The 13,369-nt window shown below is 73.5% G+C and carries 15 protein-coding genes; 11 read left to right on the top strand and 4 right to left on the bottom strand.

Features of this window, described 5'->3' with window-relative positions; translation table 11 throughout:
- Window positions 1-83 precede the first annotated feature (83 nt).
- Complete coding sequence (locus GMA12_RS07445) at window positions 84-656, bottom strand: mycothiol transferase (RefSeq protein ID WP_156268663.1); 573 nt, start codon at window positions 654-656, stop codon at window positions 84-86.
- Window positions 657-697: 41 nt separating this feature from the next.
- Entirely contained in the window at window positions 698-1,261 is a 564-nt protein-coding gene (locus tag GMA12_RS07450) for a DinB family protein (protein ID WP_156268665.1), read from the bottom strand.
- Between the two features lie 104 nt (window positions 1,262-1,365).
- Here GMA12_RS07450 and GMA12_RS07455 point away from each other — a divergent pair, with 104 nt between their 5' ends.
- On the top strand, window positions 1,366-2,322 hold the full coding sequence (locus GMA12_RS07455) for a helix-turn-helix transcriptional regulator (protein WP_156268667.1): 957 nt from the start codon (window positions 1,366-1,368) through the stop codon (window positions 2,320-2,322).
- A gap of 12 nt (window positions 2,323-2,334) precedes the next feature.
- On the opposite strand, the gene GMA12_RS07460 is transcribed toward GMA12_RS07455, so the two are convergent.
- Window positions 2,335-2,571 carry a DUF6953 family protein gene (locus tag GMA12_RS07460; RefSeq protein WP_156268669.1) on the bottom strand — a complete coding sequence of 79 codons (237 nt, stop codon included), beginning with the start codon at window positions 2,569-2,571 and terminating at the stop codon, window positions 2,335-2,337.
- Between the two features lie 91 nt (window positions 2,572-2,662).
- Window positions 2,663-3,190, bottom strand: a complete 528-nt coding sequence (locus tag GMA12_RS07465) for a 2'-5' RNA ligase family protein (RefSeq protein ID WP_156268671.1) — start codon at window positions 3,188-3,190, stop codon at window positions 2,663-2,665.
- Window positions 3,191-3,295: 105 nt separating this feature from the next.
- Between GMA12_RS07465 and GMA12_RS07470 the strand changes: the two genes are divergently transcribed.
- The 10 genes from GMA12_RS07470 to GMA12_RS07515 all read left to right on the top strand — a co-directional run bounded on the left by GMA12_RS07470 (window position 3,296) and on the right by GMA12_RS07515 (window position 13,052).
- Window positions 3,296-4,405: an ABC transporter ATP-binding protein gene (locus GMA12_RS07470; protein WP_156268673.1), complete on the top strand. Its 1,110-nt coding sequence runs from the start codon at window positions 3,296-3,298 to the stop codon at window positions 4,403-4,405.
- Window positions 4,402-5,082 (top strand): ABC transporter permease, encoded by a 681-nt coding sequence (locus tag GMA12_RS07475; protein WP_162459610.1) that lies wholly within the window; start codon window positions 4,402-4,404, stop codon window positions 5,080-5,082. The genes GMA12_RS07470 and GMA12_RS07475 overlap by 4 nt, the downstream gene beginning before the upstream one ends.
- Window positions 5,079-5,750 (top strand): ABC transporter permease, encoded by a 672-nt coding sequence (locus tag GMA12_RS07480; RefSeq protein WP_156268675.1) that lies wholly within the window; start codon window positions 5,079-5,081, stop codon window positions 5,748-5,750. The genes GMA12_RS07475 and GMA12_RS07480 overlap by 4 nt, the downstream gene beginning before the upstream one ends.
- 70 nt (window positions 5,751-5,820) lie before the next feature.
- Entirely contained in the window at window positions 5,821-6,759 is a 939-nt protein-coding gene (locus GMA12_RS07485) for an ABC transporter substrate-binding protein (RefSeq protein ID WP_156268677.1), read from the top strand.
- Between the two features lie 412 nt (window positions 6,760-7,171).
- Window positions 7,172-9,070 (top strand): amylosucrase, encoded by a 1,899-nt coding sequence (locus GMA12_RS07490; protein ID WP_162459632.1) that lies wholly within the window; start codon window positions 7,172-7,174, stop codon window positions 9,068-9,070.
- Window positions 9,071-9,074: 4 nt separating this feature from the next.
- Window positions 9,075-9,392 (top strand): DMT family transporter, encoded by a 318-nt coding sequence (locus tag GMA12_RS07495; protein WP_162459611.1) that lies wholly within the window; start codon window positions 9,075-9,077, stop codon window positions 9,390-9,392.
- A 7-nt stretch (window positions 9,393-9,399) separates the two neighbouring features.
- Complete coding sequence (locus GMA12_RS07500; protein ID WP_162459612.1) at window positions 9,400-9,819, top strand: DMT family transporter; 420 nt, start codon at window positions 9,400-9,402, stop codon at window positions 9,817-9,819.
- Complete coding sequence (locus GMA12_RS07505) at window positions 9,816-11,276, top strand: MFS transporter (protein ID WP_156268682.1); 1,461 nt, start codon at window positions 9,816-9,818, stop codon at window positions 11,274-11,276. The genes GMA12_RS07500 and GMA12_RS07505 overlap by 4 nt, the downstream gene beginning before the upstream one ends.
- A gap of 510 nt (window positions 11,277-11,786) precedes the next feature.
- Window positions 11,787-12,317, top strand: coding sequence for an SRPBCC family protein (locus tag GMA12_RS07510; protein WP_162459613.1), 531 nt, complete (start codon window positions 11,787-11,789; stop codon window positions 12,315-12,317).
- A gap of 114 nt (window positions 12,318-12,431) precedes the next feature.
- Window positions 12,432-13,052 (top strand): superoxide dismutase, encoded by a 621-nt coding sequence (locus GMA12_RS07515; RefSeq protein ID WP_156268686.1) that lies wholly within the window; start codon window positions 12,432-12,434, stop codon window positions 13,050-13,052.
- Window positions 13,053-13,369: the final 317 nt, after the last annotated feature.

Here is a 13,369-nt window from a genome sequence, read left to right on the forward strand (position 1 = left end):
ACGCCCGGGCGCGCTGCCGGGGACGGGCCCACCCTCGCCGCGGTACCCGGGCGGGCACCTGGTGCCGCGGGAGCTGCCGGCGGTCAGCCCTCCGGAGGCCACTCCTCCCCGTCCGCCAGGGCGTTGAGCTCGTAGGCGGTCCTGCCGTCGATGCTCTCGCGCAGGATGTCCGCGTGCCCGGCGTGCCGGGCGTTCTCCTCGACCATGTGCAGCGCCACCCACCGGGCGGGCCACGTGTCCAGGTCGGGCGGGAACCAGGGCGCCTTCGGGACGGGGATCCGCGCCTCGGGATCCATGGTGCGCAGACCGGCCTCGACACGGTCGGCCAGCGCGAGCAGGGCCGCGCGCAGCGACTCGGCGGTGTCCGCCGGGCGCACGGCCTCGGGCAGGACCGCGCCGGCCGCCCAGTCCGCGCCGTCCTGCGGCTGCTCCGGTGTCCGGCCGGGATCCGTCAGCTCGGCGAAGGCGCCGTGCTCGCCGATGAACAGGACGTGGCGGGCCAGCGCGCCCAGGCTCATGGCGCTGGCGGAGGGCGTCGCCCGCAGCTGACGGCCGTCGAGCCCCTGCAGGGTGGTGGCGATCTGCCGGATCTGCTGGGCGGCGAAGGTCGCGAGGGCGTCGCGCTCGTCGGTGACGGTGCGGGTGAGGAACGGCATGGTGGTCTCCTGGTGTCCGGGGCGGTGGGTCAGCGGGTGGTTCAGCGGGTGTGGGCGTACAGGTCGCGCAGCAGGGCGAGCTCCGCGCCGTGGTGGATCAGCTCGCGGTTGATGTGCAGCACCAGCGCGAGCATCGGCAGCTCCGCGTACGGGCCCTCCGCCGGGCCGCACGGGCGCGCCAGGTCCGCTGCCGACAGGGAGCGCACCCCGGCCGTCCAGCGCGCGTACTCGCGGTCCAGCTGGTCCAGGGCCTGCTCGGCGGTGCCGGCGTAGGCCCAGTCCTGGTAGGAGGCCTCCGGGCCGCCGAAGTGCCCGTGGCTGCGCACCGCGAGGATCCCGACGACGACGTGGGCCATCCGCCAGGCGATGGTCGTGAACGGCGCGGGCACCGGCTCGGGGACGGCGAAGTCCACCACGAACTCCCCGCGGCCCGCCTGCATCGGCGTGCGCCGCTCCGCCCGGGGGTGGACCGTCCACGCGGACCCGCCGGTGGGGTCGAAGAGGTACTCGTCATCGGTCAGGCCGGCGAGGCGGGGCCTCAGCTGACGGGTCCAGTGCCACTCGATCTGGTCGGTGGCGCAGGCGGTGACGTCGAGGTCGGGCATGGCGGTTTCCTCCTGTTCCGGCCCTCGGCGGGTGCGGGGCCGTGCAGCCAGTGTCCGCGCAGGAGCGGACAGATCCTGTCCGCTGCCGCGAGGACACTGGTGCCATGACGGATCCGACCCGCCGCGTCCTGCGCCTGCTCTCCCTGCTGCAGTCCCGCCCGGTGTGGACCGGGCCCGAGCTGGCCGCGGAGCTGGGCGTCACGGTCCGCTCCGTGCGCCGGGACGTCGACCGGCTGCGGGAGCTGGGCTATCCCGTGCCGGCGGACCGGGGGCACGGCGGCGGCTACCGGCTGGGGCCGGGGCGCCGGCTGCCTCCCCTGCTGCTGCAGCCGGAGGAGGCGGTGGCCGCGGCCGTGGGGCTGCGGCTGGCGGCGGCCTCCGGGATCGACGGGCTGGGCGAGGCCGCGCTGCGGACGCTGACGACCCTGGACCAGATGATGCCGCCGGGTCTGCGCGAGGAGGTCTCGGCCGTGGCCGGAGCGGTCGACGTCGTCGTCCCGGCCGGGCCGAGTGTGGACGCGGACGTCCTGGTCCTGCTGGCCCGGGCCGTGCGGACGCGGGTGCTGGTGCGGCTGGACTACGAGACCCGGGACGGGCGGCGCGCGGAGCGGCGGATCGAGCCGTACCGGGTGCTGTCCCTGGGCCGGCGCTGGTACCTGTTCGCCTGGGACGTGGACCGGGACGACTGGCGCACGTTCCGGCTGGACCGGATCCACGGCGGACGCACCACCACGTTCCGCTTCGTCCCGCGCCCGGTGCCCGACGTGGAGGAGCACGTGCGCCGGTCGGTCACCACGTGGGCCTACGCGCACACCGTGCGGGTGCGCCTGCTCGTGCCGCTGGAGCGCGCCGGAGACGTCGTCCCGCCGCAGGCGGGGCGGCTCACGGCCGACGGCCCGGCCGCGTGCGTGCTCGAGGCGGGCGGGGACGACCTGGCCGAGATCGCCCTCCACCTGGTGCGGACCGGCTTCGAGCTGGAGGTCCTGGACCCTCCGGAGCTCACCACGGTCCTGCGGGAGATGGGGCAGCGGATGCTGAGGGCGGGCCCGGGATCGGGGTGAGGGCCCCGGGGGTCAGCCCTTGACGGACCAGAAGCGGCGGTCCCGGTCCCACTGCACCGTGCCGCCGTGGGCCTTGCGGAACTCCGCGAGGACCTCCTTGCTGATCGCGGTGTGCCCGTTCTCCAGGGTGCGGACCCACTCGGTCCCGAAGGTCTCCGGGATCTCCTGCACGGCCTGCTCCTGGGACAGCCGTCCCTCGGTGCGGATCCGGTCGACCATCCAGCCGGCGATGTCCTGTGCGCTCGTCATGCCTCGAGCCTACGCGGCTCCGGCGCCCCTGCCGCACCGGAGCCGTCCCCGCCGCGGGGAGCTCCGGGCCGGGACCCGGGCTCCGGCCCGGTCAGGCGAGCCGGACCACCGTGCGGGCGTCCGAGTCCCAGCGGCGCAGGGACACCGCCCGCAGCGGCGCGGGGTGCGGCTCGAGGACGTCGAGGGCCACGGCCACCTGGTCCGGGCGCATCCGGCGGGCCAGGGTGATGTGCGGGGTCCAGGCCCCGGGGAAGGAGGTGCGGGCCTGCCCGGGCACGGTGCCGACGGCGTCGCAGACCCGCCGGTGGAGCTCGAGCAGCTCGGGGGTGGTCACCACCTGGCGGACCACCACGTAGCCGCCCCGCCCGGGGCCGAACAGCAGCACCCCGGCGCTGGCCAGCGGCAGGTCGACGAACCCGGCGGCGGCGGCGACCCGCTCGTCGATGCCCGGGATCGTCTCCGGGGTCAGCGAAGGCGCGGCCACCACGGTGATGTGCGGGCGGTTGGACGGGGAACGGTGCCGGCCGGAGCTGGGCAGGCCCGCCTCGATCAGCCGGTCCCAGTCGGCGCGCACGGACACCTCGGCGTCCTCGCCGAGCAGCAGTTCCAGGCTGTGCACCGCCCACCTCCTCCGGGTGCGGACGGCCCGCTCCGGTGGACGCGAGTCTAGTCGGGCGCCGGAGCTCCTTGCCTATACTGGCGGCACGGCAACGGGAGGATCTCCATGACCGACATCGCCATCCGTTTCCAGGGTGCCGGCAAGACCTACCCGGACGGGACGACCGCCGTGGAGGCCCTGGACCTCGAGATCCCGCGGGGGTCGCTGACCGTCTTCGTGGGGCCGTCCGGCTGCGGGAAGACCACGTCCCTGCGGATGATCAACCGCATGGTGGAGCCCACCTCCGGCACCGTCACCGTGGAGGGCCGTGACATCACCTCCGTGCCGGCCCACGAGCTCCGCCGCTCCATGGGCTACGTCATGCAGCAGTCGGGCCTGATGCCGCACCGCACCGTGGTCGACAACATCGCGACCGTCCCCCGGCTCAACGGCGTGCCGAAGAAGCAGGCGCGCGAGCGGGCCCGGGAGCTGCTGGCCACGGTCGGCCTCGACGCGGGACTGGGCTCCCGCTATCCGTCCCAGCTCTCCGGGGGGCAGCAGCAGCGGGTGGGCGTGGCCCGGGCGCTCGCGGCCGATCCGCCGATCCTGCTCATGGACGAGCCGTTCTCCGCCGTGGATCCCGTGGTGCGCCAGGACCTGCAGCGGGAGCTGCTCGACCTCCAGCGCCGGCTGCACCGCACGGTCGTGTTCGTCACCCACGACATCGACGAGGCGATCCTGCTCGGCAACAAGGTGGCCGTCTTCGCCACGGGCGGGCGCCTGGCCCAGTACGCCACCCCGGAGGAGCTGCTGCGGGCGCCGGCCGACGACTTCGTGGCGGACTTCGTGGGCCGCGACCGCGGCTTCCGCTCCCTCACCTTCGACTCCGCCCGCGACATCCCGGTCCGCTCCGTGGCGGTCCTCCGCCCGGACGGCAGCCCGGGCGTCGTCGGGCCCGGGGACGGTCCCTTCCCCGGGGGGTGGACCCTGCGGATCGACGACGACGGCGCCCCGCGCGGCTGGGTGCGCACCGGGGCCGAGGCCGACCCCGTGGTCGGCGGCACCCTGCACCGGCCCGGCGGCTCCCTGCGCAGCGCCCTGGACGCCGCCCTGTCCTCGCCCGCGGGCCTGGCCGTGGTGGTCGACGACGACGGGCGGGCGATCGGGGTCATGGAGCCCGGCGAGATCATCGCCGCCATCCAGGACGCCCGGCTCGGCGGGAGGACCCCGCGGTGACCTGGACGAGCCGGAACTGGCCCTACGTCCTGGAGCTCACGGGCGCGCACCTCGTCCAGTCGGTGCTCCCGCTGCTGCTCGGCGCCCTGATCGCGATCCCGGTGGCCCGGCTGGGCGCCCGCAACCGCACGCTGCGCCCGCTCTTCGTCACGGGCTCGTCCCTGCTCTACACGATCCCGTCCCTGACCCTGTTCGTGGTCCTGCCCCTGCTGCTGGGCACGCAGATCACCTCGGTGGTCAACGTGGTCGTGGCCCTGACGATCTACGTGGTGGCCATCCTCGTCCGCTCCTCCGTGGACGCCTTCGAGTCCGTGGACCGGGACGTCCTGCAGGCCTCCACCGCGATGGGCTACCGCCCGCTGCGCCGGTTCTTCGGGGTGGAGCTGCCGCTCGCGGTGCCCGTCCTGGTCGCCGGGCTCCGGGTCGCCTCCGTCAGCAACATCTCCATGGTCAGCGTGGGCGCGGTGATCGGCGTGCAGTCCCTCGGCACCCTGTTCACCGACGGGCTGCGCCGCTCCATCCTCGAGGAGATCGTGGTCGGCATCGCCCTCACCGTGCTCCTGGCCGTGCTCCTCGACCTGGTGCTGCGCGGGGCCGGGCACGCCCTGACCCGGTGGCAACGGGCCGGCGGGACCCGCCCGCCCGTGCCGCGCGTGCGCAGAGGAGCCGTCGCATGAGCCTCGTCGGCACCGCCCTGTCCTGGCTGACGGACCCCGAGAACTGGTCCGGCGCCGCCGGCATCCCGGTCCGGCTGCTCGAGCACCTCGCCTACAGCGGCATCACCCTGGCCGTGGCCCTGGCCGTGGCGGTGCCGCTCGGTCTGTGGGTGGGCCACACCGGACGCGGCTCGGGCCTGGTCGTGGGTCTGACCGGAGCCCTGCGCGCCCTGCCGACGCTCGGCCTGCTGACCCTGTTCACCCTGCTGCTGGGGCTCGGGCTCGTGCCTCCGATCATCGCCCTGGTGCTGCTGGCGATCCCCCCGATCCTCTCCGGCACCTACGCCGGGATCGCGAACGTCTCCCCGGCCCTCAAGGACGCCGGGACGGCCATGGGCATGACCGGGGGGCAGGTGCTGGCCCGCGTGGAGCTGCCCAACGCGCTGCCGGTGATCCTGGGCGGGATCCGCAACGCCGCCCTGCAGGTCGTGGCGACGGTGACCGTGGTCGCCTACATCAACCTCGGCGGGCTCGGCCGCTACCTCATCGACGGGCTGGCGGTGCGCGACTACTCGCGGATGCTGGGCTCCGTGGTGCTCGTGGCGGTCCTCGCGCTCGCCGTGGACGCCGCGCTCGCCGTGGCCCAGCGGCTGTCCACCTCGCCGGGCCTGCGCGCGGCCTCTCCCTGACCGCCCGACGTCCTCCGACATCCACCGCCCGCACCGACCACCGCCTGCACCGACCGACAGGAGAACCACCATGACCACTGCTCCCGCTTCCCTCCGCCGCGCCGCCGGGCCGGCACTGGGCGCCGCCCTGCTGCTGGGGCTGACGGCCTGCGGCTCCGGCGGCGATCCGCTCGCCGGGGGCGAGGAGACCTCCACGGGGTCCTCGGAGACCGTGACCGTGGGCTCCGCCGACTTCCCCGAGAGCGAGATCGTCGCCGAGCTCTACGCCGGCGCGCTCGAGTCCGCCGGGATCCAGACGGAGACGTCCCTGGGGATCGGGGCCCGCGAGGCGTACGTCGGGGCAGTGCAGGACGGGTCCGTGGACGTCGTCCCGGACTACTCCGGCAACCTCCTGCTCTTCGCCGACCCCGAGGCCACCGCGAGCTCCGCCGAGGAGATCATGGACGCCCTGCCGGGCGCCCTCCCCGAGGGGCTCACCGTGCTGGAGCCCTCCGAGGCGCAGAACAAGGACGCGATGGTCGTCACGCCGGAGACCGCGGAGCAGTACGGGCTCACGAGCATCGCCGACATGGCGGCGGTGTGCGACCAGCTGGTGATCGCCGGTCCGCCCGAGTTCGCCGAGCGCGCCTACGGCCTGGACGGCCTCGAGGAGAAGTACGGCTGCGTGCCGCAGTCGTTCGAGCCGATCAACGACGGCGGTGGCCCCCTGACCGTCGAGGCCCTGCTCAACGGTGACGTGGACGTCGCCGACATCTTCACGACCACACCGGCGATCGCCGACAACGACCTCGTGGTGCTGGAGGACCCGGAGAACAACTTCATCGCCCAGCAGGTCCTCCCGCTGGCGGCGGCCGACCGGCTGCCCCCGGAGGCCGTGGACGCCCTGAACGAGCTCTCCGGCAAGCTCACCACGGAGGACCTCATCGACCTGAACCGCAAGGTCAGCGGTGACCAGCCGGTCAGCCCGGCGGACGCGGCCCAGGAGTGGCTCTCCGCCAACGGCTACTGAGCCCGGCCGGTCCCGCCGCGGCGGGACCGGCCCTGCACAGGGTTCTCCACACGCGCGTCCCCCGCCCCGACATCGCCGGACCCGTGCCCTGCCGGGGCGGACACGGCGGCAGCGACCGGTTTTCCCCGGTTTCCCCAGAGGCCGTCCACACCTGTGGACAACTCTGTGCACAGGGATGTGGAGGGGTGTGCCGGTCAACCGCTGAAAACCCGGGAGCGCATCAGTATGCTGAGGTGCGGGCCGCCCCCTGCCGACGCGCGCGGGACGCGCCCGTGACCATCCGAGGGCTCGTCGTCAAGGAGGATCTCGAGTTCGGAGACCGCCCCGCCCAGGAGTGGACGACCGAAGGAGCAGTGTGCCGAACACCAGTCCGCCCGGGATCCCGGGTCTCTCGCAGGAGAACCAGGCCCGTGTGATCACCGAGTGCGTGCGCCAGCAGGTGCGCGAGCGCCGTCCGGCCGAGCTGCCGGAGACCGGCTGGAAGGACTTCGACCGACGGTTCGACGAGCACTTCCCCCGGTTGACGCTGCTCTTCGCCGAGGTCTACGGCCACCGCGAGGACTTCATCGAGCAGCTCACCGAGCTCGGCCTGCAGCTGGCCCGCTCCTGGGCCGAGCGCCCCGACGACCTCAAGGCCCTGGACGCACGCCGGGAGCAGGACCCGGCATGGTTCGGCTCGCGGCAGATGCTCGGCGGCGTCTGCTACGTCGACCGGTACGCGGGGAACCTGCGGGGCATCCGGGAGCAGATCCCGTACTTCCAGGAGCTGGGCCTGACCTACCTGCACCTCATGCCCCTGTTCGAGGCCCCGGAGGGCAACTCGGACGGCGGCTACGCCGTGTCGTCGTACCGCCGCGTGGATCCCCGCCTCGGGACCATGGAGGAGCTCGCCGAGCTGAGCCGGGAACTGCGCCGCCACGGCATCAGCCTGGTGCTCGACTTCGTCTTCAACCACACCTCCAACGAGCACGAGTGGGCCCGCCGGGCCTCGGCGGGGGAGACGGAGTACGAGGACTACTACTGGATCTTCCCGGACCGCACCGTCCCGGAGCAGTTCGAGCGCACCACCCGCGAGATCTTCCCGGACGACCACCCCGGCTCCTTCACCCGCATCCGCGCCACCGAGGAGGACCCCCGGTGGGTGTGGAGCACGTTCTACTCCTTCCAGTGGGACCTCAACTACACCAACCCCGCGGTCTTCCGCGCCATGGCCGCGGAGCTGCTCTTCCTCGCCGCCCAGGGCGTGGAGGTGCTGCGGATGGACGCGGTGGCGTTCATCTGGAAGCAGCTGGGCACCGCGTGCGAGTCCCTGCCGCAAGCCCACGTGCTGCTGCGGGCCTACAACGCGCTGTGCCGCATCGCCGCGCCGTCGGTGCTGTTCAAGTCCGAGGCGATCGTCCACCCGGACGAGGTGATCCGCTACGTCGAGCCCGGCCAGTGCCAGCTCTCCTACAACCCCCTGCAGATGGCCCTGACCTGGGAGGCGATGGCCACCCGCGAGCCCAAGCTGCTGGCCCAGGCCCTCGAGGAGCGCCACGCCCTGCCGCCCGGCACCGCGTGGGTGGACTACGTGCGGGGCCACGACGACATCGGCTGGACGTTCTCCGACGAGGACGCGGCCCGGCTCGGTGTCGACGGCCACGACCACCGCCGGTTCCTCAACGCCTTCTACACCGGCCGGCACCCCGGCAGCTTCGCCGACGGGGTGCCGTTCCAGGAGAATCCGCGCACCGGCGACTGCCGCGTGTGCGGGACCACCGCGTCGCTGCTCGGTCTCGCGGAGGATCCCGGTGCCGCGGTGGACCGGGTCCTGCTCGCGCACTCCGTGGCCATGAGCACCGGCGGCGTCCCGCTGCTGTACCTCGGGGACGAGGTCGGCCAGCTCAACGACCCCGCCTGGGCCGAGGACCCGGCCCACGCCGGTGACGCCCGATGGGTGCACCGGCCGCCGCGGCCCGTCCGGGACTACGAGCGGCGCCATGAGCTCTTCTCCGTGCAGGGCCGGATCTTCGGCGGCATCCGCCGGATGATCGAGCTGCGCCGCAGCGCCCCGGAGTTCGACGGCAACGCCCTCATCCCCTTCGACACGCGCAACCCGCACGTGCTGGGCTACCAGCGCCCGGGCAGCAACACGATGATCCTGTGCCTGGCCAACTTCTCCGACTGGTCCCAGTTCGTCACGGGGGAGACCCTCTCGGGATTCCTGCACCAGGCCGTGGAGCTGCACGGGAACACCGAGCTCGACCTGCGCCACGGCCTCCTGATCGACGCTCACGGGTTCCTCTGGATCCGTGTGGTCCCGAAGAGCTAACCCCGTGGGAGCCTGGGTCGTGCTGGTCCTCTCGGGGCTCCTGGAGGCGGTGTGGGCGTCCGCGCTCGCCGCCTCGGACGGCCTCCGCCGCCCGGTGCCGGTCGCGGTGTTCGCGGTGACGGCGGCCCTGAGCCTGTTCGGCCTCGCCCACGCCATGACGAGCCTGCCCACCGGCACGGCCTACGCGGTGTGGGTGGGCATCGGCGGAGCCCTCACCGTGGCCTGGTCCATGCTGACCGGCCGGGAGGCCGCGACCGCCCTCAAGATCCTGCTCGTGCTCGGGATCATCGGCTGCGTGATCGGACTGCGGCTTGTCGCCTGAGCCTCCGGTGACCCGCCGCACGTCGTCGTCGCCCGCCCCGCCCCCGCGTTCCCCCGCGGCCTCGCCGGACGCGGCGGCGCGGCGTTCCCGGGCGTGGGCGCTGCTGCTGGTGAGCGGCGTCCTGGAGGCCGTCTGGGCCACGGCCCTGGGCGCCGCGGAGGGACTCACCCGCCTCGGCCCCACCGTGCTCTTCGCGGCGGCGCTGGTGCTGAGCATGGTCACCCTGGCCCGCGCCGCCCGGGTCGTGCCGATGGGCACCGCCTACGCGGTGTGGACCGGGATCGGCGCCGTGCTCACGGTCGCGTGGGCGGCCGGCACCGGGCAGGAGCAGATGTCCTGGCTCAAGGCCCTCTTCCTGGCCGGCATCGTCGCGTGCGTCGCCGGGCTGCACGCCGCCGACCGGCCGCGCAGGGGGCCTGCCCGGTGAACCCGCCGGGGGAGCGGGAGCAGGCCCCGGGGGCGAACCTCATGATCGTGCTCACGGCCACGATGGCGGTGGGCCCGTTGCTGACGCACAGCCTCTCCGCGATGAGCCCCCTGGTGATCCAGGATCTCCGGCTCACGGAGTCGCAGTTCGGGCTGCTCGCCACCGTGACCTTCTTCGTCGCCGCCGTCACCGCCGTGCGCACCGGCCGGTGGGCGGACCGGCTGGGCGCGCGCACCCTGCTGGCCGTGATGTTCGGCGGGGCCGTCCTGGCCATGCTGCTCGCGGCCGTCGCGCCGGACTACACCGTGCTGCTGCTGGCCATGGTGCTCTCGGGCCTCGGCCAGGTCATGGCCAATCCGGCCACCAACCGGCTCATCCGCCTGCACGTGCCCGCCCACCGGCGCGCGAGCTGGCTCGGCATCAAGCAGGCCGGGGTGCAGGCCGCCCAGCTGGTGGCCGGACTGACCTTTCCCGCGCTCGGGCTGCTCCTGGGCTGGCGCACCGCCGTGGCCGTGGCCGCCGGAGGAGTCCTGCTCCTGCTCGTGCACGGGTGGCTCACCGTCCCGGAGAACCACGCCGGTGACCGACCGGCCGCGCGGTTCGGCAGGGGACCGGAGCCCGGTGCGGACGCGGGATCCCGTACGGCCCTGGCGGCCCGTCGGGACCCGGCGCCCGGTGCGGCTGCGGTGGCCCCGACGACCTCGGCATCCGGCACGGTTCCACGGCCCGGCGCAGCTCGGGCGCCCCGTGCGGCCCCGGATTCCGGCGCGGGGCCGGGATCTCGTCCGGGGCCGTCCTCTCCGGACCGGCCGGGACGGACGGGCGGCCGCCCGCCGATGCCCGGCGTCGTGCGCGCGTACGCGGCCGCGGCGGCGCTGACCGGCCTGGGGGCGCAGGCGGCCAACGTCTACCTGCCGCTCTACGCCCACCGGGAACTGGGCCTCGACGTCGTCGTGGCCGGGGCCACGGTCTCGGTCGCCGCGCTGGTGGGCATCGCCTCGCGCGTGCTGTGGGCGCGGGTGATGGACCGGCCGGGCGCCGACGGATTCGTCCTGCTCGCCGGCATGGCCCTGGGGGCGGCCGTGAGCGCGGGCCTGCTGGTGCTGGCACCGCTGCATCCCGGGCTGGCGTGGGCGGTGTGGCCGGCCGCGGTGCTGCACGGCGGGGCGGCTCTCGCGGTCAGTGTGATCGTGATGTCCGGGGCGATGCGCGCCGTGCCGGCCGAACGGGTGGGCGCCTCCACCGGCGTGGTCACCATGGGGCTCTACGCCGGGTTCTGCTCCGGACCGCTGGTCATGGGCCTCCTGCTGCAGCTCACCGGATCCTTCGCCGTGGGCTGGGCCCTGGTGCTCGTCTGCTATCTGGCCTGTGGACTGCTCTCCGTGCTCGTCCGCCGACGCTCCCGGCTGCGGGCCGGGCCGACTGCCGGGAGCCCGTCCGTGGGCCCCAGGCGCTGACCATCTGCTCCCGGCGCTCCTCCCGGAGGCCCTGACGCCGGGGGCCGTGCGTTCCGGTGTCCCCGGTTCCCGGCCCGGACGTCCCGGGCCGATACGTCCTGTCCCGGTCCTGTGCGTCCCGGTCCTGTGCGTCCCGGTCCGGATGGACCGAACGACGCTCCACGACCTTCGATGACCTTCCGGGTGCGGGCTTCTCAACATCTTCTCCACAGGCGTTGTCCACAGCGTGGATAACTTCCACCGGTGGAATTACGCATGGGCAGGACCCGTCTTCCCTGCTTTGACGTGCATTTCTGCCTTCGTGGCAGAAACGGGCGTACGGGTGTTCGACGTTTGCACACGCTCGTCCACACCTGTGGACAAGCTTCTCCACCGGGTGTGCACGCAGGGCTGGCCGGACCGGACGCAAGGTCGCTAAAGTAAATGTCTGTGCATGGATGGAGGATCCCGCCCATGCCTCCGGGGCCGTGCGGCGGCGTCCCGGGCCCTGGGACCGGCATGGAGGTTGGAATGGCACTCGTCCCGGCATCGTTCTGCGTCGACGCCAAGGCGGTGATCGGCGTCGACCCCGGCGTGGTGGAGCGCTTCCTGCTCGACAGCGGCTGCTTCCCGCTGTGGCACCGGGGCGTGGCGGGAGTGCCCACCATCAGCACACCGGTGCTGCAGACCGGGACCTCCGTGGAGTTCTTCGGCCGCGTCGGCCCGCTCCGATTTCCCTATGTCACGATCGTCTCCGCGCACGAACCGGGGCGGAAGCTGGCGCTCCGGACCACCCGGGGGATCGTGGACCTCCTGGCGGTCACCACGTGGACGGCGGCGGACGGCGGCACCGAGGTGCGGACCACCGTCGACGGCCGCCTCACCGCGGCGAGGGCCGGCCTCGCCACGTGGGCCGAGCGGATCGTGCGCCGCAACCTGGGTGCTGAGCTCGGCGACCTCAAACGGCTGCTGGAGACGGGGCAGTTCGAGTTCACCGTGCCGTCCCAGCTCACGGCGCACCCGCCCCGTTGCCCGCTCGAGACGCCACCCGACTTCTTCTGAGGCCCCGCGCGGCGGGCCCGTGTGCACCGTACGCTGGTGGCGGAACCTCCTTGACCCCTGCTCGCGCGCGGGACGAGGGTGGAACCACACGACAGCTATCGAAAGGATTCTCCTATGGCCGAGAAGTACACCCTTCCCGATCTCCCCTACGACTACGCGGCGCTCGAGCCCCACATCTCCGCGAAGATCATGGAGCTGCACCACGACAAGCACCACGCCACCTACGTGGCCGGCGCGAACACGGCCCTCGAGAAGATGGCGGAGGCCCGCGCCAACGGCGACGGCGCCGGTGCGGCCAAGCTGTCCAAGGACCTCCAGTTCAACCTGGGCGGCCACGTGAACCACTCGATCTTCTGGAACAACCTCTCCCCGGAGGGCGGCGACAAGCCGACCGGTGAGCTGGCCGCGGCGATCGACGACCACTTCGGGTCCTTCGACGCCTTCCGCGCCCACTTCACCTCCGCGGCGACCACGATCCAGGGCTCCGGCTGGGCGATCCTGGCCTACGAGCCCATCGGCGGCAACCTCGTCATCGAGCAGATGTACGACCAGCAGAACGGCGTGCCCGTCGCCACGATCCCGCTGCTGCAGCTGGACATGTGGGAGCACGCCTTCTACCTCGACTACCAGAACGTCAAGGCGGACTACGTCAAGGCGTGGTGGAACATCGTGAACTGGGCCGACGTCCAGCAGCGCTTCGAGAAGGCGCGCGCCGGGGGCGCGTCGATCGTCTGATCCCCACCCCGCACGGTCGGCGCGGAGCGCCCCGCCCACCGCGCACAGGACCCCTGGACCGCACGGTCCGGGGGTCCTATGCTGTCCGTGCGGCACAGGTCCGGGCCCGCAACCCCCGGCCGGGCCCCGCCTCTCCCGCCGGACGCATCCCCTCGCGGTCGTCCACCGTTCCCCGGGCGCGGCCGCACCGTGGGCATGTCGTCCCATGTCATGGCGGGGTCACAGATCGATCACGGAACTGGATCCGTCCCCGGCCCTCCATTAGCGTTCGGGAAGGCGCCGGGGGAGCCGCGCCGGGGGACGGGGAGACGGGGCGG

Origin of the sequence: Kocuria sediminis (assembly GCF_009735315.1) — a bacterium.
Lineage (GTDB): Bacteria > Actinomycetota > Actinomycetes > Actinomycetales > Micrococcaceae > Kocuria > Kocuria turfanensis.